Source organism: Streptomyces diversicolor (assembly GCF_057537855.1).
On the sequence record NZ_BAAJXA010000029.1, the window covers coordinates 1 to 26,674 of the forward strand.

Annotated in this window: 22 protein-coding genes, 2 pseudogenes and 1 riboswitch; of the genes and pseudogenes, 14 read left to right on the plus strand and 10 right to left on the minus strand. The window is 71.2% G+C overall.

The window, feature by feature from the left end; all coding sequences use genetic code 11:
* Positions 1–108: 108 nt before the first annotated feature.
* The 11 genes and pseudogenes from clsA to AC27LF_RS29855 form a co-directional block, all read left to right on the plus strand.
* Positions 109–717 carry a cardiolipin synthase ClsA gene (gene clsA, locus AC27LF_RS29805; RefSeq protein ID WP_351742118.1) on the plus strand — a complete coding sequence of 203 codons (609 nt, stop codon included), beginning with the start codon at positions 109–111 and terminating at the stop codon, positions 715–717.
* Between the two features lie 115 nt (positions 718–832).
* Positions 833–3,328 carry a sugar phosphate nucleotidyltransferase gene (locus AC27LF_RS29810; RefSeq protein WP_479659842.1) on the plus strand — a complete coding sequence of 832 codons (2,496 nt, stop codon included), beginning with the start codon at positions 833–835 and terminating at the stop codon, positions 3,326–3,328.
* 98 nt (positions 3,329–3,426) lie between these two features.
* On the plus strand, positions 3,427–4,335 hold the full coding sequence (locus AC27LF_RS29815) for a DUF881 domain-containing protein (protein WP_479659841.1): 909 nt from the start codon (positions 3,427–3,429) through the stop codon (positions 4,333–4,335).
* A complete protein-coding gene (locus tag AC27LF_RS29820; protein WP_003988855.1) occupies positions 4,332–4,664 on the plus strand; it encodes a small basic family protein in 333 nt (110 codons plus the stop codon). The genes AC27LF_RS29815 and AC27LF_RS29820 overlap by 4 nt, the downstream gene beginning before the upstream one ends.
* Before the next feature lie 5 nt (positions 4,665–4,669).
* A complete protein-coding gene (locus AC27LF_RS29825) occupies positions 4,670–5,503 on the plus strand; it encodes a DUF881 domain-containing protein (RefSeq protein WP_479659840.1) in 834 nt (277 codons plus the stop codon).
* Positions 5,504–5,633: 130 nt separating this feature from the next.
* On the plus strand, positions 5,634–6,524 hold the full coding sequence (locus tag AC27LF_RS29830) for a zinc-ribbon and FHA domain-containing protein (protein ID WP_479659839.1): 891 nt from the start codon (positions 5,634–5,636) through the stop codon (positions 6,522–6,524).
* 43 nt (positions 6,525–6,567) lie between these two features.
* The gene (gene ftsR / locus AC27LF_RS29835) at positions 6,568–7,305 is read left to right on the plus strand and encodes a transcriptional regulator FtsR (protein WP_479659838.1); all 738 of its coding nucleotides are present in this window, start codon (positions 6,568–6,570) and stop codon (positions 7,303–7,305) included.
* A gap of 86 nt (positions 7,306–7,391) precedes the next feature.
* A complete protein-coding gene (locus tag AC27LF_RS29840; RefSeq protein ID WP_026253112.1) occupies positions 7,392–7,865 on the plus strand; it encodes a bifunctional nuclease family protein in 474 nt (157 codons plus the stop codon).
* A gap of 271 nt (positions 7,866–8,136) precedes the next feature.
* Positions 8,137–8,823, plus strand: a complete 687-nt coding sequence (locus AC27LF_RS29845; protein WP_479659837.1) for a MerR family transcriptional regulator — start codon at positions 8,137–8,139, stop codon at positions 8,821–8,823.
* A 321-nt stretch (positions 8,824–9,144) separates the two neighbouring features.
* Entirely contained in the window at positions 9,145–10,548 is a 1,404-nt protein-coding gene (locus AC27LF_RS29850) for a DNA polymerase IV (RefSeq protein ID WP_479659836.1), read from the plus strand.
* Positions 10,549–10,854: 306 nt separating this feature from the next.
* A pseudogene (locus AC27LF_RS29855) lies at positions 10,855–11,172 on the plus strand (vWA domain-containing protein); the annotation flags it as partial.
* Positions 11,173–11,422: 250 nt separating this feature from the next.
* Here the strand turns inward: AC27LF_RS29855 and AC27LF_RS29860 are convergent.
* Positions 11,423–11,797 carry a PRC-barrel domain-containing protein gene (locus tag AC27LF_RS29860; RefSeq protein WP_479659835.1) on the minus strand — a complete coding sequence of 125 codons (375 nt, stop codon included), beginning with the start codon at positions 11,795–11,797 and terminating at the stop codon, positions 11,423–11,425.
* 114 nt (positions 11,798–11,911) lie between these two features.
* A riboswitch (glycine riboswitch) is annotated at positions 11,912–12,007 on the plus strand.
* 176 nt (positions 12,008–12,183) lie between these two features.
* Here AC27LF_RS29860 and gcvP point away from each other — a divergent pair.
* On the plus strand, positions 12,184–15,069 hold the full coding sequence (gcvP, locus tag AC27LF_RS29865) for an aminomethyl-transferring glycine dehydrogenase (protein ID WP_479659834.1): 2,886 nt from the start codon (positions 12,184–12,186) through the stop codon (positions 15,067–15,069).
* A gap of 104 nt (positions 15,070–15,173) precedes the next feature.
* Here the strand turns inward: gcvP and AC27LF_RS29870 are convergent, their stop codons facing one another.
* The 4 genes from AC27LF_RS29870 to modA form a co-directional block, all read right to left on the minus strand.
* Positions 15,174–15,593 (minus strand): TOBE domain-containing protein, encoded by a 420-nt coding sequence (locus tag AC27LF_RS29870; RefSeq protein WP_479659833.1) that lies wholly within the window; start codon positions 15,591–15,593, stop codon positions 15,174–15,176.
* Positions 15,594–15,670: 77 nt separating this feature from the next.
* On the minus strand, positions 15,671–16,762 hold the full coding sequence (locus tag AC27LF_RS29875; RefSeq protein WP_479659832.1) for an ABC transporter ATP-binding protein: 1,092 nt from the start codon (positions 16,760–16,762) through the stop codon (positions 15,671–15,673).
* A 247-nt stretch (positions 16,763–17,009) separates the two neighbouring features.
* Positions 17,010–17,870: a molybdate ABC transporter permease subunit gene (gene modB, locus AC27LF_RS29880; RefSeq protein WP_479659831.1), complete on the minus strand. Its 861-nt coding sequence runs from the start codon at positions 17,868–17,870 to the stop codon at positions 17,010–17,012.
* On the minus strand, positions 17,867–18,694 hold the full coding sequence (modA, locus tag AC27LF_RS29885; RefSeq protein ID WP_479659830.1) for a molybdate ABC transporter substrate-binding protein: 828 nt from the start codon (positions 18,692–18,694) through the stop codon (positions 17,867–17,869). Before modA ends, modB begins: the two co-directional genes overlap by 4 nt.
* Positions 18,695–18,902: 208 nt before the next feature.
* Here modA and AC27LF_RS29890 point away from each other — a divergent pair, with 208 nt between their 5' ends.
* The gene (locus tag AC27LF_RS29890) at positions 18,903–19,364 is read left to right on the plus strand and encodes a molybdopterin-dependent oxidoreductase (protein ID WP_479659829.1); all 462 of its coding nucleotides are present in this window, start codon (positions 18,903–18,905) and stop codon (positions 19,362–19,364) included.
* Positions 19,365–19,382: 18 nt separating this feature from the next.
* Here the strand turns inward: AC27LF_RS29890 and AC27LF_RS29895 are convergent, their stop codons facing one another.
* The 3 genes from AC27LF_RS29895 to AC27LF_RS29905 all read right to left on the minus strand — a co-directional run bounded on the left by AC27LF_RS29895 (position 19,383) and on the right by AC27LF_RS29905 (position 22,740).
* Entirely contained in the window at positions 19,383–19,778 is a 396-nt protein-coding gene (locus AC27LF_RS29895; RefSeq protein WP_479659828.1) for a TOBE domain-containing protein, read from the minus strand.
* A 384-nt stretch (positions 19,779–20,162) separates the two neighbouring features.
* Positions 20,163–20,681: a hypothetical protein gene (locus tag AC27LF_RS29900; protein WP_479659827.1), complete on the minus strand. Its 519-nt coding sequence runs from the start codon at positions 20,679–20,681 to the stop codon at positions 20,163–20,165.
* A 103-nt stretch (positions 20,682–20,784) separates the two neighbouring features.
* A complete protein-coding gene (locus AC27LF_RS29905; RefSeq protein WP_479659826.1) occupies positions 20,785–22,740 on the minus strand; it encodes an APC family permease in 1,956 nt (651 codons plus the stop codon).
* Positions 22,741–23,438: 698 nt separating this feature from the next.
* Here AC27LF_RS29905 and AC27LF_RS29910 point away from each other — a divergent pair.
* Positions 23,439–24,949: pseudogene (locus AC27LF_RS29910) on the plus strand (glycoside hydrolase family 43 protein).
* A 103-nt stretch (positions 24,950–25,052) separates the two neighbouring features.
* Here the strand turns inward: AC27LF_RS29910 and AC27LF_RS29915 are convergent.
* A complete protein-coding gene (locus AC27LF_RS29915) occupies positions 25,053–25,259 on the minus strand; it encodes a DUF5999 family protein (protein ID WP_479659848.1) in 207 nt (68 codons plus the stop codon).
* A gap of 304 nt (positions 25,260–25,563) precedes the next feature.
* Entirely contained in the window at positions 25,564–26,148 is a 585-nt protein-coding gene (locus AC27LF_RS29920) for a hypothetical protein (RefSeq protein ID WP_404031949.1), read from the minus strand.
* Positions 26,149–26,674: the final 526 nt, after the last annotated feature.

Sequence of the window (26,674 nt, forward strand, 5' to 3'; positions counted from 1 at the left end):
TCCCTTTATAGCTCCGGCTCTTGGGCATACAGCCCGAGGGCCGGAGCTTTTTTGCGTGAGGTAGGGTCAGGGAGAGTCGTCGGTTCTTTTCCCACAGGAGGCCCCCGGGTGGAGGTCCAGGAGACCCGAGTCCAGACGGACCGGGTCCTCACCATCCCGAACATCCTCAGCATGGCGCGTCTCGTCGGCGTACCGCTCTTCCTGTGGTTGATCCTCAGGCCCGAGTTCGGCGGCCCCAAGAGCGACGGCTGGGCACTGTTGGTGCTCGCGCTGAGCGGGATCAGTGACTACCTGGACGGCAAGCTCGCCCGGCGCTGGAACCAGATCAGCAGCCTCGGCCGGCTCCTGGACCCCGCCGCCGACCGGCTCTACATCCTCTCGACGCTGGTCGGCCTCACCTGGCGCGAGATCCTGCCGCTCTGGCTCACGGCCGTACTCCTGGCGAGAGAGCTGGTCCTCCTGGTGATGGTGGGCATCCTCAGGCGTCACGGCTACCCGCCGCCGCAGGTGAACTTCCTGGGGAAGGCCGCGACCTTCAATCTGATGTACGCTTTCCCGCTGCTCCTGCTCAGTGACGGAACCGGCTGGATCTCGTCACTCGCTGCTATTTTCGGATGGGCGTTCGCCGGATGGGGTACGACGCTGTACTGGTGGGCAGGAGTGCTCTATGTAGTGCAGGTCCGCCGACTGATCCGTGCGGACACCATGGCCGATTGAACTCGGCGATTGTCCGGACGTACCGGCTCGATGGCCCTCGGCGGAAAAGTGCGGGACAATCTTGACGGGTGAAGTCGGCTAGACCGTTCGTCTCTTGGAGGAGGACGCTTCCGACATGAAGGCCGTCGTGATGGCCGGTGGTGAAGGCACACGCCTTCGCCCGATGACCTCAAGCATGCCCAAGCCGCTCCTGCCCGTGGCCAACCGCCCGATCATGGAGCACGTCCTGAGGCTGCTCAAAAGGCATGGGCTCACCGAGACCGTGGTCACCGTGCAGTTCCTGGCCTCGCTCGTCAAGAACTACTTCGGTGACGGCGAAGAGCTCGGAATGGAGCTCACCTATGCCAATGAGGAGAAGCCACTCGGTACCGCCGGAAGCGTCAAGAACGCCGAAGAGGCGTTGAAGGACGATGCCTTCCTCGTCATCTCCGGCGACGCGCTGACCGACTTCGACCTCACCGACCTGATCAATTTCCACAAGGAAAAGGGCGCGCTCGTCACGGTGTGTCTGACGCGGGTGCCCAATCCTCTGGAGTTCGGCATCACCATCGTCGACGAAGAGGGCAAGGTCGAGCGTTTCCTGGAGAAGCCGACCTGGGGGCAGGTCTTCTCCGACACCGTGAACACGGGCATCTACGTGATGGAGCCCGAGGTCTTCGACTATGTCGAGCCGGACGTTCCCGTCGACTGGTCCGGTGATGTCTTCCCCCAGCTGATGAAGGAGGGCAAGCCGGTCTACGGCTATGTCGCCGAGGGCTACTGGGAGGACGTCGGCACCCACGAGTCGTATGTGAAGGCGCAGGCCGACGTCCTTGAGGGCAAGGTCGACGTGGAGATCGACGGATTCGAGATCTCCCCGGGCGTGTGGGTGGCCGAGGGCGCCGAGGTGCACGCGGACGCCGTGCTGCGCGGGCCGCTCTACATCGGCGACTACGCCAAGGTGGAGGCCGGCGCCGAGATCCGGGAGCACACGGTCGTCGGGTCCAATGTCGTCGTCAAGAGCGGGGCGTTCCTGCACCGGGCCGTGGTGCACGACAACGTGTACATCGGACAGCACAGCAATCTGCGGGGCTGTGTCGTCGGGAAGAACACCGACATCATGCGCGCGGCCAGGATCGAGGACGGCGCGGTCATCGGCGACGAGTGCCTGATCGGTGAAGAATCGATCGTTCAGGGCAATGTGCGGGTCTATCCGTTCAAGACGATCGAGGCCGGTGCGTTCGTCAACACCTCGGTGATCTGGGAGTCCCGCGGTCAGGCACACCTGTTCGGCGCGCGTGGCGTGAGCGGGATCCTGAACGTGGAGATCACACCGGAACTCGCCGTGCGGCTGGCCGGCGCCTATGCGACCACCCTGAAGAAGGGGACGACCGTCACGACGGCCCGTGACCATTCGCGGGGCGCGCGTGCCCTGAAGCGCGCGGTCATCTCCGCCCTTCAGGCCAGCGCCATCGACGTACGGGACCTGGAGAACGTGCCGCTGCCTGTGGCCCGGCAGCAGACCGCGCGGGGCAGCGCCGGCGGCATCATGATCCGGACCTCGCCGGGGGTGCCGGACTCGGTGGACATCATGTTCTTCGACGGACAGGGCGCCGACCTCTCCCAGGCCAGCCAGCGCAAGCTGGACCGGGTGTTCGCCCGGCAGGAGTACCGGCGGGCGTTCCCCGGGGAGATCGGCGACCTGCACTTCCCGGCCAGCGTCTACGACTCGTACACCGGGTCGCTGCTGCGGAACATCGACACCACCGGGATCGCCGAGTCGGGGCTCAAGGTCGTCGTGGACGCCTCCAACGGCAGTGCGGGTCTCGTCCTGCCCAGCCTGCTCGGCAAGCTCCGGGTGGACTCCCTGACCGTCAATCCCGGCCTGGACGAGGCGCGGCCCACGGAGACCGGCGACATGCGCCGCGCGGGGCTGGTGCGGCTCGGTGAGATCGTCGCGTCCTCCGGGGCGGCCTTCGGGGTGCGGTTCGACCCGGTGGGCGAGCGGCTGTCCCTCGTCGACGAGAAGGGCCGCATCATCGAGGACGACCGGGCACTGCTCGTGATGCTCGATCTCGTGGCCGCGGAGCGGCGCAGCGGCCGTGTCGCGCTGCCGGTGACCACGACGCGGATCGCGGAGCAGGTGGCCGCGTACCACGGCACCCAGGTGGAGTGGACCACGACGTCCCCCGACGACCTCACGCGCGTGGGGCGCGAGGAAGGGACGATCTTCGGAGGAGACGGCAAGGGCGGGTTCATCGTCCCGGAGTTCAGCGGCGTCTACGACGGTACGGCGGCCTTCGTACGGCTGATCGGGCTGGTGGCCCGGACGCAGCTCACGCTCAGCCAGATCGACGCGCGGATTCCGCGGGCGCACGTCCTCAAGCGTGATCTGGCCACTCCGTGGGCCGTCAAGGGGCTGGTCATGCGGCGGGTCGTCGAGGAGGCCGGAGACCGGTCCGTCGACACCACGGACGGCGTGCGGGTCGTGGAGCCGGACGGTCGCTGGGTGATGGTCCTGCCCGACCCGGCGGAGGCGGTCACTCATCTGTGGGCGGAGGGACCGGACGACGAATCCGCCCAGGCACTGCTCGACGAGTGGTCGTCCGTGGTGGACAGCGCCGGGCGCTGAAACCCCCAGCACGCGCGCGTGCCGGACATGTGTCCCCAAGGGGGCCTGTCCGGCACGCCGGTGGGGCCATTCGGAGGTACTGCTCGCGACGTGCGACGATGTGCGGCATGCCGCAGCATCCCCCCGTTCGGAGCACACCGGCCTCACGGCCCGCGCGCCCGGACGCCTCCATGTCGTTGATCACCAACGTCATGGATCACAGCCTCGACGACGGGTACGCCGAGGCCGCCGCCCGCAGGAAGACCCAGGGCGAAGGGGGCCTGCCGAAGACGCTCCGGGCGAAGCTCGGTCTCGCCGGCGGTCTGGTGCTCGCCGCGCTCGTCGTGACCGTCGGAGCGGCCCAGGCCCGCGTGGCGGCGCCCGTGGTCGCCAAGGAACGGCAGGAACTGCTCGATCGCATCGACCGGGAGACCGAGACGGCGGACCGGCTGGAGGGCGGCGTCGACAAGCTGCGGGACGATGTGAGCGCCCGGCAGCGGGCCGCTCTGCGGCAGAGCGGCGGCAGCGAGCAGGCCGATCTCGTGGGCATCCTCTCGGGCGCCGTGGCGGTGCACGGCCCCGGAGTGAAGCTCGTCGTGAACGACGCGAAGGACGCCACCACGGGCGGCGACGGCAACCCGCGCACGACATCCGGATTCTCCGACACCGGCCGGGTGCGCGACCGTGACATGCAGCGCGTGGTCAACGGGCTGTGGGCGGCGGGCGCGGAGGCCGTCTCCATCAACGGGCAGCGGCTGACCGCCCTGTCCGCGATCAGGGCCGCGGGCGACGCGATACTGGTCGACAACAAGCCGCTGGTGCCGCCCTACACGGTGCTGGCGGTGGGGGACGGGGACCAGCTCAGCACCCGGTTCCAGGACGGCGCCGACGGACTGTATCTGCATGCCCTTGAGGACGGCTACGGCATTCGGGCCGACATCTCCGTGGAGAGCGACCTTCGGCTGCCCGCCGCGCCGAGTGTGATCGTACGTACAGCACAGCCGAACACTGGGAAGGGCACATCGTGATCGCCGTACTGGGCCTCGTCGTGGGAGTCGTGGCCGGGCTGTTGGTTCGTCCGGAGGTTCCGGCGGTCGTCGAGCCGTATCTGCCGATCGCCGTGGTCGCGGCGCTCGACGCCGTATTCGGCGGTCTGCGGGCCATGCTGGACGGGATCTTCGACGACAAGGTCTTCGTGGTCTCGTTCCTGTCGAACGTGGTCGTGGCCGCCCTGATCGTGTTCCTGGGTGACAAGTTGGGCGTGGGCGCACAGCTGTCCACCGGTGTCGTCGTGGTCCTCGGCATCCGCATCTTCTCCAATGCCGCGGCCATCCGGCGGCATGTGTTCCGGGCGTGAGGCCGATGAGCAAGCAGGACGAGCAGTCGGAGAACAGGCTGCGCAGGGAACTGCCCGACGAGGTGCCCGCGCCGGGCCCCGTGCCGCAGCCCCGGACCAAGGAGCCCGAGCAGGAGCTGACCGGCCGCCAGCGGCTGGTCGACGGCCTGTGGCCGCCGCGGGTCTCCCGGGCGCAACTCATCGTCGCCCTGCTGCTGTTCGGCCTCGGCTTCGGGCTGGCCGTACAGGTCGCGTCGAACAGCGACAGCGACAATGCGCTGCGCGGCGCCCGCCAGGAAGATCTTGTGCGCATCCTCGATGAACTCGACAACCGTACGCAGCGTCTTGAGGACGAGAAGACGGGACTCGAACAGCAGCGTCAGGAGCTGGAGAACAGCTCGGACCAGGCCCAGGAGGCACGCAGGCAGACGGCCGAGAAGGAGCGGCAACTCGGCATTCTGGCGGGCACCGTGGCGGCGCAGGGCCCCGGCATCACGATGACGGTCGACGACTCGAAGGGAACGGTCAAGGCGGACATGCTGCTCGACGCGATCCAGGAGCTGCGCGCGGCCGGCGCGGAGGCGATCCAGGTCAACGGCGTACGCATCGTCGCCGGCACGTACTTCACCGACTCCGGCAACAGCGTGAGCGTCGACGGGAACAAGATCAACGCCCCTTATCGTTTCAAGGTCATCGGCAAGCCGCAGGACCTTGAGCCGGCGCTCAACATTCCGGGAGGCGTGGTGCAGACTCTGGAGAAGGAGCAGGCCACCGTGACCATCGAGCGGTCCGACAAGATCATTGTTGACGCCTTGCGACCGGTGAAGCAGCCTGACTACGCTCGGTCGTCCTCCCGGTGAATCGGCAGTGCATGGCGGAGGTCCGGCAGGGGCATGAGGTTGCGGGGGGTCGGCGCACCGAAGGGGTGGTGCGTGGTGGAAACTGTTTGGTGGATACGGACGTTGTGAGGATGTCCGGGTCGACCGGTGTATGGAATCAGGGTTCGTCCTGCCCCACGGGCGGGTCTGTTTCGGTCAAGGGGAATCGCCCGTGAAGTTGTTTGCGAAGTTGTTCGGCAAGAGCGCGCGAGAGGGCGGCGGCAACGCGACCGCCCGCCACCGCGCACAGCCTGACGCAGAGGGCCAGCGCCCGCTGTTCCGGGACCAGCTGGGTGGCCCGGGCGGCGACATTTCCGGAGGTCAGGGCGCGCCGTCTGTTGACCCTGCCCAGTCCAGCGGCATAGGTTTCGGGCAACCGTCAACCTCAAGTGCGGGTGGAGGGTTTACCCCCGGCCCGTACGCGTCCAATGTCCCGGCGGGGCAGCCGCGGCAGGAGGATCCGTCCATGTCGGTCCTGGTGTGTACGAGGTGCGGTAACCGCAACGCGGAGAACGCCCGCTTCTGTTCCAACTGTGGCGCGCCGCTGCGTGCCGGCGCCGCCGCCGAGCGGCCGTCGGAGACGACGTCCACCATCTCCATCTCCGGTCTTGAGGCGTACGACGCCGAGACCACCGGGCAGACACAGCTGCCGGCGCTCTCTCCCGAGGCGCAGGCCGCCGTCGACGCGCTGCCGCTCGGCTCGGCGCTCCTGGTGGTCCGCCGCGGCCCGAACTCGGGCAGCCGCTTCCTGCTGGACGGGGACCTGACCACGGCCGGCCGTCATCCGCAGAGCGACATCTTCCTGGACGACGTGACGGTCTCGCGCCGTCACGTGGAGTTCCGGCGCTCTCCCGACGGCTCGTTCACGGTGGCCGACGTGGGCAGTCTGAACGGCACCTACGTCAACCGCGAGCGGATCGACCAGGTCGCTCTGTCGAACGGTGACGAGGTGCAGATCGGCAAGTACCGGCTGGTCTTCTACGCGAGCCGGCACGGCATCTGACCAGCCCCCCGGACACCGTCCGGGGGGACTCCAGGGAAGGTCCATGCTTCAAACACCGCGCGGTGGTGCCGGACACGGCACCACCGCCAGGGACAGCGGGCTGATGAGCATCGGCGCTGTGCTGAACGTGCTGCGTGAGGAGTTCCCCGAGGTCACCGTCTCCAAGATCCGCTTCCTGGAGTCGGAGGGCCTGGTCGAGCCGCAGCGGACCCCTTCGGGGTACCGCAAGTTCAGCGCCGGCGACGTCGAGCGACTGGGCCACGTCCTGCGGATGCAGCGGGACCACTATCTGCCGCTCAAGGTGATCCGGGAGCACCTTGACGCCGTGGAGCGGGGCGAGGCGGTACAGCTGCCGGTCATGGGGCGGCAGCGGGACGCCGAGGACGCCCTGGAGCCCGTCGAGGGGCGCACGGCGGCCCGGATCGGGCGGGCGGAGCTGCTGGCCGCCGCCGAGATCGAAGAGGACGATCTCCAGGAGTGGGAGTCGTACGGGCTTCTCGCCCCCTTGGAGGACGGGGTGTACGACGCGGAAGCGGTGACCGTCGCCTCCCTTGTGGCCGAGCTGGGTCGGTTCGGGATCGAGCCGCGCCACCTTCGGGTGATGAAGGCCGCTGCCGACCGCGAGGCGGGCCTCGTCGACCAGGTGGTGGCCCCGCTCAGGCGCCACCGGAACCCGCAGACCAGGGCCCATGCGGAGGCCCGCACGAGGGAGCTGGCGGCGCTCACCGTCAGGCTGCACGCGGCGCTGGTGAAGACCGCGCTGGGCGTGCGGCTGCCGTGAGCGGCGCCGGTGCTCCGTCGGCCACATCGCGCACCCGTTCCCTGCCCGACTACCCAAACGTCCCGGGCACGGCCTAGGGTTGCTGTGTGAACGAGCTCGATGTCGTAGGTGTCCGGGTCGAGATGCCCTCCAACCAACCGATCGTGCTCCTGCGTGAAGTGGGCGGCGACCGGTACCTCCCCATCTGGATCGGGCCGGGGGAGGCGACCGCGATCGCCTTCGCCCAGCAGGGGATGGCTCCCGCACGGCCGCTGACCCACGACCTGTTCAAGGACGTGCTGGAAGCCGTCGGTCAGGAGCTCACCGAAGTACGCATCACGGATCTGCGTGAGGGCGTCTTCTACGCGGAGCTGGTGTTCGCCAGCGGGGTCGAGGTCAGCGCCCGTCCGTCCGATGCCATAGCGCTGGCACTGCGCACCGGAACACCGATCTACGGCAGTGACACGGTGCTCGACGACGCCGGCATCGCCATTCCGGACGAGCAGGAGGACGAAGTGGAGAAGTTCCGCGAGTTCCTCGACCAGATCTCGCCCGAGGACTTCGGCACCAGCAGCCAGTGAGTCCGGCGGCCCGGCCCGGCGGACCAGGGGTCCGCGTCGGGCTGGTGCTGGTGGACGGTCCCGTGACGGGGGCTCGGCCGGGCACATGCCTGCGGCCTTTGAGAGCGTCCTGCGGCTCCCCGCGAGCGCATTCGGCTAGCCTTTCCCCGCGGTGGGGCACGGCAAACCACTCTTAGGGTGATTATCACTCGGCGTGGCGAGTGTGGCGATCGTTGACGCACTCCTGGCGACTGCCTACCGTCGTGAAGGCAGGTCAAGGACGGAGGTCGGCGTGAGAAGCAGCGGCGACGGTACGGCTGGGGGTGCCCCCGGACGCGATTTCGGGGAGAGCGGTCCGTACCCTTCCTCAAGCGCTCGGCTCCGCCCCAGCGGGGGGTACCCCCCATCCGGCAGCGGCGCGGCCGAGCACGCCCCGCAACGGCCCACGGCCGTACCGGGCGGCGGAGGGGCGGTGTCCATGACATCCGAGCAGATCGGCTACCGGGGGCCTACGGCTTGCGCGGCGGCCGGCATCACCTATCGGCAACTGGACTACTGGGCCCGCACGGGCCTCGTCGAGCCCAGTGTGCGGCCCGCCTACGGGTCGGGGACGCAGCGGCTGTACAGCTTCCGGGACGTCGTCGTCCTCAAGATCGTCAAGCGGTTCCTGGACACCGGAGTGTCGCTGCAGAACATCCGGAGCGCCGTCCAGCACCTCAGGGAACGCGGTTTCAGCGACCTGGAGCGCATGACGCTGATGAGTGACGGGGCCACCGTCTACGAGTGCACCTCGCCCGACGAGGTGCACGCGCTGCTCCAGGGCGGGCAGGGCGTCTTCGGCATCGCCGTGGGAGTGGTCTGGCGGGACGTGGAAAGCGCCCTCTCCCAGCTGCACGGGGAGCGCATCGACACCGGCGAGACGCTGGTCGGGCACAACCCCGCGGACGAGCTGGCACGACGACGCAACAGGGCGGTCTGAACGGCGCGGGTCCCCTGCCGGTCTGGGCGGGGTGGCTGCGGTTCTCTGCCGGTCTGCGTGGCGTGGCTGGGGTCCTGTGTCGGTCTGCGTGGGCCGACTGGGGGCCCTGCCGGTCCGAGCGGCGGGCCTGTGTGTGCCTGCGGTCCGCGGGGGCGGCCGAGGTCCCCTGTTGGTCTCATGGGGTGGCTGCTTCCTTCGCCGGGGCTGCGTGGGGTGGCTGGGGTTTCCGGGGCTTCCGCGCCGGGGGCTCTGGCCTGGTCCCCGGCCGTGTCGTCGGCCGGCGGCGGGGCATTGTCAGTGGCGTGGTGCAGCATCGGAGATGTGAGGAACACGCCCACGATCCTGCATCTCGACATGGATGCCTTCTTCGCCTCGGTGGAGCAGGCGTCCAAGCCGAGCCTGCGCGGGAAGGCCGTCATCGTGGGCGGGCTCGGGCCGCGTGGGGTGGTCGCCACCGCCTCCTACGAGGCGCGGGTCTTCGGGGTCCACTCGGCGATGCCCATGGCGCAGGCGCGCCGGCTGGCCCCCAACGCCGCCTACCTCGTGCCGCGCTTCGGGCTGTACCGCTCGATCAGCGAGCAGGTGATGCGGCTGCTGGGGGAGCTGTCACCGCTGGTGGAGCCGCTGAGCCTGGACGAGGCGTTCGTGGACCTGGAGGCCGGCGGGACGGCCTGGGACGAGGGATCGGCGCGGCTGGCCGGAGTGAAGCTGCGCGCGGACATACGGGCCGTCACCGGGCTCACCGGCTCGGTCGGGCTCGCCGCCTCCAAGATGCTCGCGAAGATCGCCTCCGAGCAGGCCAAGCCGGACGGTCTGGTACTGATCGAACCGGGCACGGAACGCGCCCTGCTCGGGCCCATGTCGGTGCGGACCCTGCCGGGGGTGGGCCCGGCGACCGGCGACCATCTGCGGCGGGCCGGGATCGCCACGGTGGAGGAGATCGCCGAGGCGGGCGAGGACGAGTTGGTCCGGCTGCTGGGCAAGGCCCACGGGCACTCGTTGTACGCGATGGCGCTGGCGCACGACGAGCGGCCCGTGGTGGCCGAGCGGGAGACCAAGTCGGTGTCCGTCGAGGACACGTACGACGTGGACATCCACGATCGGGTCCGGGTCGGCCTGGAGGTGCAGCGGCTGGCCGACCGGTGTGTGCGGCGGCTGCGCGAGGCGGGACTGTCCGGGCGGACCATCGTGCTGAAGGTACGGCGGTACGACTTCTCCACGCTGACCCGATCGGAGACGTTGCGAGGGCCCACGGACGATCCCGCGGTGGTGCGGGAGGCGGCGGCCCGGCTGCTGGATTCCGTGGACACGACGGGCGGGGTACGGCTGCTCGGGGTCGGTGTCTCCGGCCTCGCCGACTACACGCAGGAGGACCTGTTCGCGCAGGCGGCGGGGGAACTGGCCGAGGCGGTGCCGGAGGAGAGCGTGACCGAGGCCATGGAAGAGCCGCCGTCGGCCGCTGAGCGGCACTGGCCCGCGGGGCACGATGTGCGGCACGCCGACCACGGACACGGCTGGGTGCAGGGCAGCGGCCTGGGGCGGGTCACGGTCAGATTCGAGACACCGGGGTCCGAGCCGGGACGGGTACGGACGTTCCGGGTCGACGATCCCGACCTTGAGCCGGCGGATCCGCTGCCACTGGTGCCGGGAGGAGCGCAGGGGAGCGAGGGTGGAGCGGTGGGGGGACCCGGTGGTGGGCCGACGGTAGTGCGAGACAGCGGCTGAAGCGGGGGCGCCGGGCGGGGCCCGGTGGGATTCGCCGACGGGGTCGCCGGGGCCATGTGGGGTGTGCGGCTGCCGCCGCGGGTGTGCTCGGCGGTCGTGCGGCCGCTGGGGTGCGGTGGCTGGGGTGTGGTGATTGAGGGTGCGGTGGTGGGGGCGGGTGTCGGTATCCGGACGGGCCGTTGGGGCGCCGGGGGCGCAGGCAAGGGGCGGATGCCGGTGGGTGGCGGGGGGCGCGCGGGATGCCGGTGGGGTGGTGGAGGGCAGGCGGGATGCCGGTGGGGATGGCGCGAGTCATAGGGGGCCACAGGTGGGGGCACCCAGCGGGACCGGCTGTCGGCGGCGTTCGGCGGCCTCGAACCGGTGCCGGGCGGCGCCACGGGCCTGTACGACACGACGCTGGCCGCGTACCGGGCGGCGACGGCGTCGTACGCGAAGGGCAGGTTCAACGCGCTGGTCGGGCTGAGGGACGGGGTGAACGAGGACCCGGGCAGCATCTCCCGCTCCGCGCTCGTCGCCGAACTGGAAAAGCTCAGCGACCCCGGGCGGCCCGTCCCGCTGGTCGTCATCGCCGTGGGTCCCGAGGCGTCCCGGGACGAGGCCGCGCGGGCGGCCGGGGCCACGGGGTGCGGGGATGTGTTCTTGGCGCGTTGGTCGGCGGGGTGGGAGGTGGGCGCGGATGTGCGGGGGTGTTCGTGGGCGCGGCCGGAGGAAGGGGCAGGCGAGTGGGCGGTGGTGTGAAGGGCGGCGACCGGTGCGGCGGGTTGTGGCGTGGACGGCGTGGCGGAGAGGGCGTCGGGTGTGGCCGGTTGTGGGAGGGAGGGGGCCGGGTGGGCGTGGGACGGGGGCGTTGGGCCGTACAGGGAGCCGGGGGGTGTCAGCCGTCGTCGTGGTCTGCCAGGTGGCCGAAGGTGTGGTCCGGGTGTGGGGGTGGCGGTGCGGCCACGTCCAGGCCGTAGTGGTGGTAGAGCTGGAGTTCCTGCTCGGGGGAGAGGTGGCGGCCCACGCCGAAGTCGGGGGCGTCCTTGATGAGGGCGCGGTCGAAGGGGACGCGCAGGGTGCCCTCGACCAACTCGCTGGGCTCAAGGGGGACGAAGGCGTCCCTGGAGAACAGGCCGGTCCGTATGGCCGCCCACTCCGGCACGCCCGTGGCATCGTCGAGATAGACCTCGTCAATGGTGCCGATCTTGGTGCCGTTGCGGTCGAACGCCTTGCGGCCGATCAGGTTGCGCGGATCGATGTCGGTCTGCACCGGGCCCTCCTCATGGTCGCAGATCATTCGTAAGCACTACAAAAGAGCAGATTCGGGGACGCGGCCACTCGAAGCCCCGTCGCTGACCTCGCTGGTACGCTGGCAAGCGGCTGCTGACCCCGTGCGGGAGAGTCCTCCGGACAACGTCGGAGGCGCCGAAGGAGCAAATCCTCCCCGGAATCTCTCAGGCTCACGTACCGCATGGACGAGGTCACTCTGGAAAGCAGGGCGGGTGTCGACGGCTCCCGCTCTCACCGACGGGGAAAGCCGCGCACCCTCGGGTGACGCGGTGAAGCTCTCAGGTCGAGATGACAGAGGGGGAGGCCGTCGGGGTGCCCGCGCCGGGGCGCCCCTCGAAGGTCGCGTCAGACCAGGAGGCCTCCGCAATGACCGCCCATCGCACTCCGCTCTTCGAGCTCGAACAGGGCATCCCCTTCGAGCAGCGGCACATCGGGCCCGACCAGGAGGCGCGGGCCAAGATGCTCGCGCAGGTCGGCTACGGCTCGCTCGACGAGCTGACCGCCGCAGCCGTACCGGAAGTGATCAAGAACGCCGACGGGCTCGACCTGCCGGGCCCGCGCACCGAGGCTGAGGTGCTGGCCGAGCTGCGCTCCCTCGCGGACCGCAACCAGGTCCTCGGATCGATGATCGGGCTCGGCTACTACGGCACATTCACGCCGCCCGTCATCCTGCGCAACGTCATGGAGAACCCGGCCTGGTACACCGCCTACACGCCGTACCAGCCGGAGATCTCGCAGGGGCGGCTCGAAGCCCTGCTGAACTTCCAGACCATGGTCGCCGACCTCACCGGACTGCCCACCTCCGGTGCCTCCCTCCTCGACGAGGGCACGGCCGCGGCCGAGGCGATGGCCCTGTCCCGGCGCATGGGCAAGAACAAGAAGGGCCTCTTCCTGGTCGACGCGGACACGCTGCCGCAGACCATCGCCGTGATCCGGACCCGTGCCGAACCCACCGGCGTGGAGGTCGTCGTCGCCGACCTGAGCGAGGGCATCCCGGCCGAGATCGCCGAGCGGGAGATCAACGGCGTACTGCTCCAGTACCCCGGTGCCTCCGGAGCGGTGCGTGACATCGCGCCGGTCGTCGACCGGGCCCATGAACTCGGCGCGCTCGTCACCGTCGCCGCCGACCTGCTCGCCCTCACGCTGCTGAAGTCGCCGGGCGAGCTGGGCGCGGACATCGCCGTCGGTACGACCCAGCGTTTCGGCGTGCCGATGGGCTTCGGCGGGCCGCACGCGGGCTACATGGCCGTGCGCGAGAAGTTCGCGCGCAGCCTGCCGGGCCGCCTCGTCGGCGTGTCCGTCGACGCCGACGGGCACAAGGCGTACCGGCTCGCCCTGCAGACCCGTGAGCAGCACATCCGGCGTGAGAAGGCCACCAGCAACATCTGCACCGCGCAGGTGCTGCTCGCGGTGATGGCCGGCCTGTACGCCGTCTACCACGGACCCGAGGGGCTGCGGGCCATCGCCCGGCGCACGCACCGGTACGCCGCGCTGCTCGCTGCGGGTCTTGCGGGCGGCGGGTTCCAGACCGTGCACGGCGCCTACTTCGACACGCTGACGGTCAGGGCGCAGGGCCGCGCCGCGCAGATCGTCGCCGCAGCGCGCGACAACGGCGTCAATCTGCGCCTGGTCGACCCCGACCACGTCTCGATCGCCTGCGACGAGACGACCGACCGGGACCGGCTCGGCGCCGTATGGGCCGCCTTCGGCGTGCGGGGCGACATCGAGGCGCTGGACGCGGCCACCGAGGACGCGCTTCCCGAGGCGCTGCTGCGTGCCGACGCGTTCCTCACCCATCCCGTCTTCCACCAGCACCGCTCCGAGACCGCGATGCTGCGCTATCTGCGCAGGCTGGCCGACCGCGACTACGCGCTGGACCGCGGCATGATCCCGCTGGGCTCCTGCACGATGAAGCTCAACGCGACCACCGAGATGGAGCCGGTGACCTGGCCCGAGTTCGGGCAGCTGCATCCGTTCGCGCCCGCCGAGCAGGCGCAGGGCTATCTCACGCTGATCCGCGAGCTGGAGGAGCGGCTTGCCGAGGTCACCGGCTACGACAAGGTCTCGCTGCAGCCCAACGCGGGCTCGCAGGGCGAGCTGGCCGGTCTGCTGGCCGTGCGGGGCTACCACCGCGCCAACGGTGACGAGGGGCGCGTCGTGTGCCTGATCCCGTCCTCCGCGCACGGCACCAACGCCGCGAGCGCCGTGATGGCCGGGATGCGGGTCGTCGTCGTCAAGACCGCCGAGGACGGCGAGATCGACGTGGCGGACCTGCGGGCGAAGATCGAGCAGCACCGCGACGAGCTGGCCGTGTTGATGATCACCTACCCGTCCACGCACGGCGTGTTCGAGGAGCACGTCGCCGACATCTGCGCCCAGGTCCACGAGGCGGGCGGCCAGGTGTACGTGGACGGCGCCAACCTCAACGCCCTGGTCGGGCTCGCCAAGCCGGGCCACTTCGGCGGTGACGTCTCGCACCTCAACCTGCACAAGACGTTCTGCATCCCGCACGGCGGCGGAGGTCCCGGCGTGGGTCCTGTGGGTGTGCGCGCGCACCTGGCGCCGTATCTGCCGAACCATCCGCTGCAGCCCGCCGCCGGTCCCCAGACCGGTGTCGGCCCCATCTCGGCCGCTCCGTGGGGCTCGGCGGGGATCCTGCCCATCTCGTGGGCGTACGTCCGGCTGATGGGCGGCGAGGGGCTGCGGCGGGCCACGCAGGTGGCCGTGCTGTCCGCCAACTACATCGCCAAGCGTCTGGAGCCCCACTACCCGGTCCTCTACACCGGCCCCGGCGGCCTGGTCGCGCACGAGTGCATCATCGATCTTCGCCCGTTGACGAAGGCGACCGGCGTGAGCGTGGACGATGTGGCCAAGCGGCTGATCGACTACGGCTTCCACGCGCCGACGATGTCGTTCCCGGTGGCCGGTACGCTGATGATCGAGCCGACCGAGTCGGAGGACCTGACGGAGCTGGACCGGTTCTGCGAGGCGATGATCGCGATCCGTGCGGAGATCGAGAAGGTCGGCTCCGGCGCGTGGCCGGCCGACGACAACCCGCTGCGGGGTGCCCCGCACACCGCGGCGGCGCTCGGCGGGCAGTGGACCCACCCCTACAGCCGTGAGGACGCGGTCTTCCCGGCGGGTGTCTCGGCCGCCGACAAGTACTGGCCGCCGGTCCGCCGTATCGACCAGGCCTTCGGCGACCGGAACCTGGTCTGCTCCTGCCCGCCGCCGGACGCGTACGAGGACTGAGCCGGGCGAACGCGTGAGGGTGCCCGCCGCAGGACCGGGCGGGCATCCTCACGCGTTGCCCCCGCGGAGGCAGGACCGTGCGGGGAGTTCGGACCACGGTGTCCTCAGGCCGTCGCCAGCGACACCTCGGTCGACTTGATCAGGGCGAGGACGGCGGAACCCGCCGACAGACCCAGGTCGCTGACGGACTCGCTGGTGATCGCCGAGGTCAGCTCGCCGCCCTCGACCGCGATCTTCACGGAGGCCATCGCGCCGCCGGCGGCGATGGAGGTGACCGTGCCGGGCAGCTGGTTGCGGATCGAGACGCGTTCCACCGGGGCGGTGGCCAGGGCGACCTCCGTCGACTTCACGAGGGCGCGCACGGCGGAGCCCGTGGCGAGACCGAGGTCTTCGGCGGCCTCCCGGGTGATCGCGGCGGTCAGGTCCTGCCCGCCGGTGAGGCGGACCTTCACCGTGGCCATCACCTCGCCCGGGGTGACGGCGGTGACGGTGCCGGGGAGCTGGTTGCGGATGCTCAGGCTCATGGGAACGCCTCGCAGGATGTGGGGGATTCGGGGTCGATGGGCCCCTGGCGGTCCCCACCGTAGCCGCAGCCGCCACCTCAGGCCGGGTAGGCGTGGGTCTGCGTCGCCTTGACCGTCGCCCACACCGGGGCACCCGGGCGCAGATCGAGTTCCGCGGCGGCGACCGTGGTGAGGTCGGCCGCGAGCGGCAGTTCACCGGTCAGGTCGGCGCGGATCTGGTCGCCGTGGGTCTCCAGGCCGGCCACCTCGCAGCGCCACAGGTTGCGGGCGCTGGAGCCGGTGGGACGGTCCCGGTGGAGGGTGACGGCGCCCGGTGGGAAGGCCACGAAGACCGGGCCCGACAGGTCCTCGGTCGTGGTGACGGCGGGCCCGCCGTCCAGCCGTACCGTGTGGCCCTCGGCCCGGCCCCGGTAGAGATTGAGGCCGACGAGTTGCGCGATGTAGTCCGTGCGCGGATGACGGGCGATGTCGGTGGGGGAGCCTTCCTGGACCACGCGGCCGTGCTCGACCACGACGAGCCGGTCGGCGAGCACCATGGCGTCCAGCGGATCGTGGGTCACCAGGACGGCGATCGCCTCGAACTCGGCGAGATGGCGGCGCAGCTGGGCGCGCACCTGGAGCCGGGTGCGGGCGTCCAGGGCGGCCAGCGGCTCGTCGAGGAGCAGCAGACGGGGGCCGGTGGCCAGGGCCCGGGCCAGGGCGACCCGCTGGGCCTGGCCGCCGGACAGCCGGCGCGGCTTGGCGCCCGCGTGCTCGGCCAGGCCCATGCGGTCCAGCCAGGCGGCGGCCAGGGCGCGGGCCTCGGCCTTGGTCGCGCCCCGGCAGCGGGGGCCGAAGGCCACGTTGTCCAGGGCGGACAGGTGCGGGAAGAGCAGATAGTCCTGGAAGACGACGCCGACGGGGCGTGACTCCGGGGCCGTGCGGTCGAGGGCGGTGCCGTCCAGCCGCAGATGGCCGCCGGTGAGCGGGGTGAGACCGGCTAGGGCGCGCAGGGCCGTGGTCTTTCCGGCGCCGTTGGGTCCGAGCAGGGCCACGACGTCCCCGGGCGCGGCCCGCAGGGTGATGTCGAGGCGGAAGGAGCCGCGGTCGACGACGAGCCGGGCGTCGAGCCCGTCACCGCGGGTGCCCTCGGCGACGAGGCCGGCCGTGGTGTCGTCGATGTCCGTCATGGGGTGCACATCCAGAGGTCGGGCGGGCGGGACCGGATCGACCGGGCCGGTGGGCGCGGCGGTCGTCGGGTGGGTGGTGCCGTGCGGCGGGGGCGCGGCGGGCCGGGGCGTGGACGGTACGGATGCGGCTGCTCGTACCGGCGATCGTACGGCCGTACGCCGCGGGAGCGCTCCCGGATCGTGTCCGTGGCCTTTCGCACGGCGTTGCCGCCGCGGCACGCGCGTGGACGGCGTGGGGACGGGGGTGTCACGGTGTGGTCAGCCAGCGGTCCCGCAGCCCGGCCAGTACCGCGATCGAGACCGCGAGCAGGACGAGGCTGAGTGCGATGGCCGCCTCGGGATCGTTCTGGAGGGCCAGATAGACCGCGAGGGGCATGGTCTGGGTGCGGCCGGGGAAGTTGCCGGCGAACGTGATGGTCGCGCCGAACTCACCGAGCGCACGGGCCCAGGCCAGGACCGCGCCCGCCGCGATGCCCGGGGCGATCAGCGGCAGCGTGACCCGGCGGAACGCGGTGAACCGGGAGGCGCCGAGGGTGGTGGCCGCCTCCTCGAAGCGCGGGTCGGCGGCGCGCAGCGTGCCCTCGACGCTGATGACGAGGAACGGCATCGCGACGAACGCCTCGGCGATCACCACGCCCGTCGTGGTGAACGGCAGCGTGATGCCGAACCAGGAGTCGAGCCACCGCCCGACGACTCCGTTGCGGCCCAGGGCGAGGAGCAGGGCCACACCGCCGACCACCGGGGGAAGCACGAGCGGCAGGGTGACCAGGGCGCGTACGACACCGCGGCCGGGGAAGTCGGTGCGGGCCAGCAGCCAGGCCAGCGGCACCCCCAGGACCAGGCTCACCCCGGTCGCCGCGGTCGCCGTGATCAGCGACAGCTGGAGCGCCTGCCACACCTTGGTGCTGCTCAGCAGCTCCGGCAGGCTGCCCCACGGGGCCCGGACGAGCAGGGCGAGCAGGGGAAGCAGCAGGAACGTCAGCGCGACGACGCCGGGCAGCAGGAGCGGGAGCGGCACACCGCGCCGGCCCGGCGCGCGGGCGTCCCCGCGCCGCGGCCCGCCCTTCGAGGCGCGGGGCGCGGCGCCGGACGCGTCGAGCCGGGTCACGGCTTGAGGAACCCGGCCTCGCCCAGCACCCGCCGGCCCTCGGCGGAGCGTACGAGGGCGATGAACGCGCCGGCCGCCTCGGCGTTGGGCGCGTTCTTGAGCAGGGTGATCGGATAGTCGTTGACGGCCTCGGCCGACTCGGGGAAGTCCACGCCCTCCACCTTGTCGCCCGCGGCCTTCACATCGGTCTTGTAGACGACCGCCGCGTCGGCCTCCTTCAGTTCCACCTTCGTCAGGGCGCTCTTGACGTCCTGTTCGTAGGAGACCGGGGTGAGCTTGAGCTTGCTGGCCTCCAGGGCCTTCTGGGCGGCGGCGCCGCACGGCACGGTCTTGTCGCACAGGACGACCTTCAGACCGGACTTGGTGAGGTCCTTCAGGGAGGAGACCTTGTCGGGGTTGCCCGGCAGGGTGGCGATCTCCAGCTGGTTGCGGACGAAGGTGACCGGGGTTCCGGCCGCGTCGCCCTTGTCCGTCACGATCGCCATCGTCTTCGGGCTCGCGGCGGCGAAGACATCGGCCGGCGCGCCGCCCGTGATGCTCGCCGCGAGCGTGTCGCTGCCGCCGAAGTTGAAGGTGACCTTGGTGCCCGGGTGCTGCTTCTCGAACGTGGCGCCCAACTCGGTGAAGCTCTCCTGCAGCGACGCCGCGGCGAACACGGTCACCGTGCCGGACAGCTTCGGCGAGGCAGAGGAGGAGCCGGACGCGGAGTCGTCCGTGGACGACGAGTCGTCCGCGGAGGAGCAGGCGCTCAGCGCCATCAGGGCGGCGGCTCCCGCGCCGGTCACTTGCAGCATCCGCCGGGACCGGCGCTCGGAACGGGTCATCACGGTTCTACTCCTTCGAGCCTCGGACAGGCGGTCGCGCTCCGCCACGGCCGCAGCGGGCCGTGCCGCGATGAGATGATACTGCCGCATCTGCCAGGCATGAGCCTTCACTTGCCTCGCATGAGCTGGAGAAGCGACGGATCAAGCCGGGCATCTGCGTTTGCGCGGAGTCGTGCCGTGGGTACCGTCATCCGGGAGGTGGTCGCACGTGACGCTCGCCGAACTCGCCCTGACCGGCGACCTGACCCGGCCGGCCCGCCTCACGGTGCCGGATCTGCTCGCCTGGCCGCAGCACCGGGTACGGGTCGCCTTCGAGTGCGCCACCAGCGGAACGCAGCACCACCGGTTCGCCGGGCCGCTGCTGTACGACGTCCTGTCCGACGCGGGGCCCGGCTTCGATCCCGTGCGGCGCAAGGACCGACTGCGCTTCCTCATCGCCGTCGACGGCACGGACGGGCACCGCGCGCTGCTGTCCTGGGCCGAGATCGACCCGGACTTCGCCCATGCGCCCGTGCTGCTCGCGGTCAGCATCGACGACACCCCGCTCGACCGGCACGGGCCCCAGCTGGTGCTCCCTCAGGACCGGTGCGGGGCGCGGCACATCAGCGGCATCAACGCCATACGCCTGGACGGGCGCTACCGGTGCGCCGTGCGGACCCCGACCGGCTGAGCCGGGCGGGGGTCGTTCTCACACGCGGTCGATGTGTACGTTCGTCGACTTCACCCGGGCCGTGGCCTCCATGCCGACCTCCAGGGCCAGTTCCTCCACGGCCTCCCGGGTCAGCAGGGAGACCAGCCGGTGCGGGCCCGCCTGGATCTCGACCTGGGCCGCGACATCGCCTAGCTTGATCGCGGTGACGATCCCCGGGAAGGCGTTGCGCACCGAGGTGTACGACGCTTCCTCGTCGCCCCCGCCCGCCCTGGCCAGTTCGACCGAGAACGCCGCCAGGTCCCTGCCGTCGATGAGCCGCCGTCCGGCCTCGTCGCGATGGGTCGCCATCCGGCCCGCGTCGGCCCAGCGGCGTGCGGTGTCCGGGCTCACGCCGAGCAGCCGTGCCGCCTGGCCGATCGTGTAGGACTGCATGCCGGTCACGATAGGGCCACGGGCCCGGAACGGCGCAGTTGGGGCGGGTGGCGTCGGGTCGATCCACATCGACCGCCCCGACGCGACCCGAACGGATTCCTGACGCGGGTTCGAGGCGCAGCGCCCGAACGGGGCACGGGGACTGTGCGCTCAGCCGTGACGCCGTGACGCCGCGGCGCCGTGTCACGGCGAGCGCCCGACCCGGTCGGGGCGGCCCGGGGGCGGTGTCGGCGCCCTGAAGGGGTGGGGAACCGCGTGCTGAGCCGCGACGCCGCGGCACCCGGCTGCCGGCGTGCCGTGTCATGAGTCGCCGACCCCGGCAAGAGCCCACGGCGCCGACCGCGAGGACCGTCGCCGAAACGCCGTAGGCGTCGCCGCGGCGGGTCAGGACATCCCGGATTCCTTGAGCACGGCCCGGGCCCCTTCGTCGTCGATGGCCCGTTCCAGTCTGCGCAGCACCTCCACGCCCTGGCACAGGGTGCCGCTCTGCAGCGAGTGGCGCAGTCCCGTGTCGACCTCGTGCCACAGGAACGGGTTGGCGGCGAGCACCCGGGGGTCGAGTTCGAGGCGCCGGCCGTCGATGTCCCGGAACACCAGGTGCGAGGAGACGCCGTCGTACTGGCGGACCCCCACCAGCGCGTCCGTGCGGACCGCCCGCCGGCACAGCGGCCCGCGCACCGAGAGCCAGCCGCGGCCGGCGGCGACGCGCGGCGGCATCAGGAGCAGTCCGATGGCGGTGGCGAGCCCCAGCCACAGGGCCGCGCGTTCCGGGGTGAGCGAGCCCGCCTCCCAGTCGGTCAGCGTCGCCAGGGTGCCGAAGACGAGCGCGTAGGCGACCGCCAGCCGGGCGCTGCCGCGCCAGTGGCGGTCACCGGCCGAGGTGAGTGCCGCGCCACGCTCCATACCATCGAGGCTAGGCCGCTCCGATGGCCGCCACACGCCGGGCTGACACGGCTCTGATGCCGTCACACTCTTTCCTTACGCTCCCTTGACGTGGGGGTTCCCGTCAGCCCGTGTGGACCCGCGGGCGCCGGCCGCGGTTCGGCTCCGCCTCGCGCAGCACCTCGCGGGTGACCGGGGCGACCTCGCCCTGGCCGAACAGGAAGAACCGCAGGAAGTTGGCGAACGGATTGCCCTCGGTCCACTCGAAGTAGATGTGCGGGGTGCACCCGGTGCTGTCCCGGACGTGCAGCAGGAGCGCGGCGAGGGCGTTGGGGATGGAGGCGGATTCCAGGGTCATGACACGGTAGCGGTTGTGCAGGACCTCGCCGTGCACCGTCAGGCCCGCCTCGAACTCGGACGGGTCGGTGACCGTCACCTCGACGAAGACGAAGTCCTCCTGCTCGGGGAGGTCGTTGTCCTGGCGGATCTGCTCGATCTTGTCGCGGTACTCGGCCTTGTCGCGCCGGTCGGGCTCGTTGGCGATGAAACGGATCTTCCGGCTGGCCATGTCCCTGACGAAACGGTCCGCCATGTCGTCCAGCGTCACACTGGTCACGCGCAGTTCGAAGGCCCGGGCCAGCCGGGACAGCAGCGAGACCAGGATGATGCCGGCGATGAAGCACGCGCCGATCTTCACGCCGTCGGGACGCTCGATGACGTTGACGACCGTCGTGTACAGGAACACCGTCGCGATGACCCCGAACACGACCGTCCAGCGGCGCTGCCCGGACTTGCGCGAGGCGATGGTCACCGCGATCGCCGCGGAAGAGATCAGCACCAGCACACCGGTGGCGTAGGCGCCGCCCTGCGCGTCGACGTTCGCCTTGAAGATCCAGGTCACCAGGAAGGCGATGAGGGTGAAGACGATGACCATCGGGCGCACGGCGCGCGCCCAGTGCGGGGCCATGCCGTAGCGGGGCAGATAGCGCGGCATCAGATTGAGCAGGCCCGCCATCGCGGAGGCGCCCGCGAACCACAGGATCGCGATGGTCGAGATGTCGTAGACCGTGCCGAAGGCGTTGCCGAGGTACTCGTGCGCGAGGTACGCCAGCGCGCGGCCGTTGGCCCGGCCGCCGGACCTGAACTCGTGCGCGGGGATGAGCAGCGTGGTGATGAAGCTGGTGGCGATCAGGAAACAGCTCATGATCACGGCCGCGGTGGTCAGCAGCTTCCTGGTGTCCCTGATCCGGCCGGTGGGACACTCCTCGGTGTCGGCCGGGTCGCCCCGGACGTGCGGCATGACGGCGACGCCGGTCTCGAAGCCGGACAGGCCGAGCGCGAGTTTCGGAAAGACGATCAGGGCCAGCCCGACCATGACGAAGACATTGCCGTGCTCGGTGGTCAGGGCGCTGGTCCAGTCGGTGACGACATGGCTCGCGGTGACGATGTGCCACAGGCCGGTGATCACGACGACGAGGTTCAGCGTGAGATAGACGCCGACCAGCGCGACGGCGACACCGATCGCCTCCAGGAAGCCCTTGAGGAAGACCGCGCCGAGCAGGGCGACGAGGAGCAGGGTGATCAGCATCTGCCGGCCGTGCAGCGCGCTGTTCAGATGCGGGTTCTCGATCAGGTGGGTGGAGGCGTCGGCGGCCGACAGGGTGATGGTGATCAGGAAGTCGGTGGCCGCGAAGCCCAGCAGGGTCAGCACGAACAGCTTGCCCTTCCAGAAGGACAGCAGCCGTTCCAGCATCGCGATCGAGCCCTGGCCGTGCGGGCTCTCCTCGGCCACGCGCCGGTAGACCGGCAGGGCGCCCGCCAGGGTGACGATGACCAGCACGATCGTGGCGAGCGGGGAGAGCAGGCCGGCCGCCAGGGCGGCGATGCCCGGCTGGTAGCCGAGGGTGGAGAAGTAGTCCACACCGGTCAGGCACATCACCCGCCACCAGCGCTGCCCCCGGTGGGCCGGCTGCGGCTCGGCGTGGGGTCCCGTCAGGCCGCCCTTCCTGCCCATGTCGGCCAGGCCCTCCAGCATCCAGGCACGCAGCCGACCGGTGGGCGGGTGCTCGATCGTGGCCATCGGGGTGCTCCTGACGTGCGGCTCAGCCCTGTTTTCGGCCATCATGCGGCGGCGGATCCAGCGTAAGCAGACCGTGACGTGCGGGCCTGTGGGCCGTGGGGCCGAACGGCGTCAATCTTGCGTTAAGAAAGCCCGGCCGCACCGGCGTTCGCCCGGCGGGCCGCCCCCGGCCACGCGCTGGGCCGTACGGCGGACAACCGCCCCCACGCGCTCTCCGGACCGCGTCGCCACGCGGCTCATGGCGTCGCCGACACGGGGGCCGGCGGGCCGGTGCCCACGTAGGTGGCCGCCGGTGCCGGGGATGAAGCCGCCGAGCACCAGGCGGCCGGCCGGAGCGCCGGTGCGCAGGGCGTGGATGGCGCGGTCGCGGTGGGCGGGGTCCTGGTCGTCGATCTTGCGGGCGGGTTTCGCGGGGGTCTTCCTCGCATCTCCGTCGGCGATCGCCGCGAACGCGGCGCCGCACAGGGGTGCACGGCGGCCCCGGCCCGGTCGGAACCGCGCGGACACGGGTGCGCGGACCTCCACAACGGGGCGATCCGCGAGGGGGCGGTCGGCTTGGTCGACCGCCCGGGTCGGGCGCCCCGCGTTTCTGGCATGGACCGGGCGCCCGGCGGGCCGGTCCAGCGAGGCGGGGCAGTAAGATTCGGGATTGGATTCGAAACTTTCGACGGGCGGGACGAGCGGCTTTGGGGGCGGACATGCGGACGTACGGCAACCCGGTGATCCCCGGATTCCATCCCGACCCCAGCGTGTGCCGCGTGGGCGAGGACTACTACCTCGTCTGTTCCAGCTTCGAGTACGTGCCCGCCATCCCGCTGTTCCACAGCCGGGACCTGGTGCACTGGCGGCAGATCGGCAATGTGCTCGACCGGCCGGGCCAGTGGGAGGCGGCGGACGACACCCCGGCCTCCGGTGGCATCTACGCGCCCACCATCCGCCATCACGACGGCCGCTTCCATGTGATCACCACCGACGTGGGCGGCCGGGGCACCCTCCTCGTCACCAGCGAACGGCCCGAGGGGCCGTGGTCGGATCCGGTCCTGATCGACGTGCCCGGCATCGACCCGGACCTCGCCTGGGACGACGACGGCTCCTGCTGGTGCGCGGTGGCGGGCGTCCGGGTGGCCCGGACCGACCCGGCGACGGGCCGGGTCCTGGAGGGGCCGCTGCCCATGTGGTCGGGGACCGGGCTGCGGGACCCGGAGGCACCGCACCTGTACCGGATCGACGGGTGGTGGTACCTGTTCCTGGCCGAGGGCGGCACCGCGCTCGGGCACGGCGTCTCGGTCGCCCGGTCCCGTTCCCCGCGCGGTCCCTGGGAGCCGGCGCCGGGCAATCCGCTGCTGACGCACCGCGGCACCGGGCTGCCGATCCAGTGCACCGGCCACGCCGATCTGGTCCAGGCGGGCGACGGCACATGGTGGATGGTCCTGCTCGGCACCCGACCGCGCGGCTACTTCCCGGAGTACCACGTGCTGGGGCGGGAGACGTTCCTGGTGCCGGTGGAGTGGGTGGACGGATGGCCGCGGACGGGACCGGTGGGTGAGCGGCATCCGGCGCCCGCGGCCTGGCACCCGGTCGAACCGCCGCCGGAGCGGGACGACTTCGACGGCCCGGCCCTCGCGCCGTACTGGATATCGCCGCGCCGCAGGCCCGAGGGCTCCTGGTCCCTGGAGGAGCGGCCGGGCCGGCTGACGCTGACGGCCACGGGTGACTCGCTCGACCGGCCCGGGTGCACCTTCGTGGGCCGGCGTCAGCAGCATCCGGACTGCCGAGCGGCGGCCCGGGTGGATCCCGGGGACGGCCGGGCGGGGCTGTCCGTGCGCATGGACGAGGCGCATCACTACGACATCGAGGTGGGCGGCGGAACGGTCGGGGTGGTCGCGCGGATCGGACCGGTGCGGCAGCGGCTCGTGGAGCGGGTCGTGCCGCCGGGGCCTGTCACGCTTGTCGTGGAGATCCGTACGACGTCGGTGGTGGCGCCCACCGCGACGGCCGCCGGGCAGCGGGCGCCCGGGATCAGGGCGGGCGGCCGGACACCGTGGCCTTCTCCGTCGAGCAGGACGAGGGCGTCCTGCCGCTGGCCGAACTCGACGGGCGGTATCTGTCCAGCGAGGTGGCGGGCGGTTTCACCGGACGTGTCATCGGGCTGTACGTCACCGAGGGCCGGGCCCATGCCGACTGGTTCGACTACCGGCCCACCGCCTGACGCGCCGCGGTCACGGACACGCGTCGGGGCCGGTGCGCACCGGATGTGTGCGAGCCGGCCCCTCATGTCACCGGGCGTGGCACCGCACCGCCCGGGTGGTACGTCAGGCGGCGGTCATCACCTGGTGGGCGCCCAGCGGGCGGTGCGGGGCGATGATCTGGCCGTCGGGCAGGAGCTCACCGGTGTCCTCGAAGAGCAGAACCCCGTTGCACAGCAGGCTCCAGCCCTGCTCCGGGTGGTGCGCCATGAGACGGGCGGACTCCCGGTCGGCGGATTCGGCGGTCGGACACGGTGGCTGGTGCTGGCACATGGGTGGGATCTCTCGCTGTGTCGTGGTCATGTTGGCCCCCGTGGTGATGAGTCGGTCGGAATCCAGTGTTGCCCTCTGGGCGTCGATTCGCAGGGGTTTCACAGCACCGCTTCTTCACAGGGTGATGACGCATCGCGCACGCGTTTGGTTCAGCCCAACTCCGGGACGGTTGGGGAGCGTTCACGACGAGGGCGGCAACGGCGCCGGGTGTCAGGCCCCCGTCCGCCCGCGAGGCCGTGCGCGCAGACGGACGTACCCCGCCTCCGGGCGCCGGAGACGGGGTACGGCAGGGGCGCGGGGCGGTTCAGGCGGGCGAGCCGAGCAGCGGCACGGGCGTCACCCGGTGGGTCAGGACCGGCAGCAACTCGGCCACCCGGTGCGGGGTGTGGGCCGCGATGCCGGGCGGCGCGGGGGCCAGCGGCACCAGCAGGTCGGTGGCGGCCGGACGGTCCTCGGCGCCGTCCGCCGCGCGGTCCCCGTGCAGCCACAGCGTGAGCATGTACAGGCCCGGTACGGACAGCAGCCGCGGCTGGTAGGGCTGGGTCAGCGTCTCGGCCTGGTGCAGGGCGCGTTCGGTGGAGGCGATGTAGGGGCCCTCGAAGAAGCGGGAGAACGCCCAGCCGTCCGCGGTGAGCACGGTCTCGGCCGCGGCCACCGAGCGGCCGCCGCAGCGGATCATGAACCGCCAGCCGGTCAGCCGTGTGACGGCCCCGGACTGTGCCGTGATCCGGTCCAGCACATGGACGGCCAGCGGGAGTTCGGCGGTGACGGGTCCCTCCGCGTTGCGCAGGGAGGGGGTCGGGGCCTCGCGGACCGCGGTGGGGGAACCGAGGGCCGTGAGGACGGAGCGCAGTGCGGGCGTGGGAGCAGGGGGGACTTGCAGCGGCATGGTGGGTCGCCTCTCTCGTTCGACAGGCGCGCTGGCGCGAGGGCGTGGGCGGACGGCGCTGTCAGCTCGATGCGGGCAGTGAGGGCGGGACCCGGGTCGGTGAGCGAGGTGCGGGCGAGGCCTGCCGCACGTCACCTTGACGGCAGGAATCAGGACCGTGGGTGCCAGCCGTCTGCCTTGGTGCGGAGTTTATACGACAAATGTTCAGCTGCTGTTTCAGCTAACCGTTGCCGGTGAATAGCGCAAGGCGCTATTCGGCCGCCGATTCGCGGTATTCATGCCGATTCAACGCCCGATCCGGCCCGCTGACCTCGGAATACGCTCCGCCCGCGGTCGGCCGAATGCCGTCGGTGTTTTTCACGAGATCGACGGGGCACCCGAAGACACGGACGACTTCATGCCCGGTGAATGTGCCACAGGACACATTCCGAAGCGTAGCGGTCGCGGGGGTCGCGCGGGACGTTATCGATCGCTTCGGCTGGGCATCATCCAACCTGACCGGTACCACCGGCGGCCGGAGGCTCGG

Excerpts from the sequence above, each read along its gene's own strand:
- AC27LF_RS29810 (WP_479659842.1), top strand. The coding sequence starts at position 833 with ATGAAGGCCGTCGTGATGGCCGGTGGTGAAGGCACACGCCTTCGCCCG.
- AC27LF_RS29815 (WP_479659841.1), top strand. The coding sequence starts at position 3,427 with ATGTGCGGCATGCCGCAGCATCCCCCCGTTCGGAGCACACCGGCCTCA.
- AC27LF_RS29825 (WP_479659840.1), top strand. The coding sequence starts at position 4,670 with ATGAGCAAGCAGGACGAGCAGTCGGAGAACAGGCTGCGCAGGGAACTG.
- AC27LF_RS29830 (WP_479659839.1), top strand. The coding sequence starts at position 5,634 with ATGGAATCAGGGTTCGTCCTGCCCCACGGGCGGGTCTGTTTCGGTCAA.
- ftsR (WP_479659838.1), top strand. The coding sequence starts at position 6,568 with ATGCTTCAAACACCGCGCGGTGGTGCCGGACACGGCACCACCGCCAGG.
- gcvP (WP_479659834.1), top strand. The coding sequence starts at position 12,184 with ATGACCGCCCATCGCACTCCGCTCTTCGAGCTCGAACAGGGCATCCCC.
- AC27LF_RS29870 (WP_479659833.1), bottom strand. The coding sequence starts at position 15,593 with ATGAGCCTGAGCATCCGCAACCAGCTCCCCGGCACCGTCACCGCCGTC.
- AC27LF_RS29875 (WP_479659832.1), bottom strand. The coding sequence starts at position 16,762 with ATGACGGACATCGACGACACCACGGCCGGCCTCGTCGCCGAGGGCACC.
- modA (WP_479659830.1), bottom strand. The coding sequence starts at position 18,694 with ATGACCCGTTCCGAGCGCCGGTCCCGGCGGATGCTGCAAGTGACCGGC.
- AC27LF_RS29895 (WP_479659828.1), bottom strand. The coding sequence starts at position 19,778 with ATGCAGTCCTACACGATCGGCCAGGCGGCACGGCTGCTCGGCGTGAGC.
- AC27LF_RS29900 (WP_479659827.1), bottom strand. The coding sequence starts at position 20,681 with ATGGAGCGTGGCGCGGCACTCACCTCGGCCGGTGACCGCCACTGGCGC.
- AC27LF_RS29905 (WP_479659826.1), bottom strand. The coding sequence starts at position 22,740 with ATGGCCACGATCGAGCACCCGCCCACCGGTCGGCTGCGTGCCTGGATG.
- AC27LF_RS29915 (WP_479659848.1), bottom strand. The coding sequence starts at position 25,259 with ATGTGCCAGCACCAGCCACCGTGTCCGACCGCCGAATCCGCCGACCGG.
- AC27LF_RS29920 (WP_404031949.1), bottom strand. The coding sequence starts at position 26,148 with ATGCCGCTGCAAGTCCCCCCTGCTCCCACGCCCGCACTGCGCTCCGTC.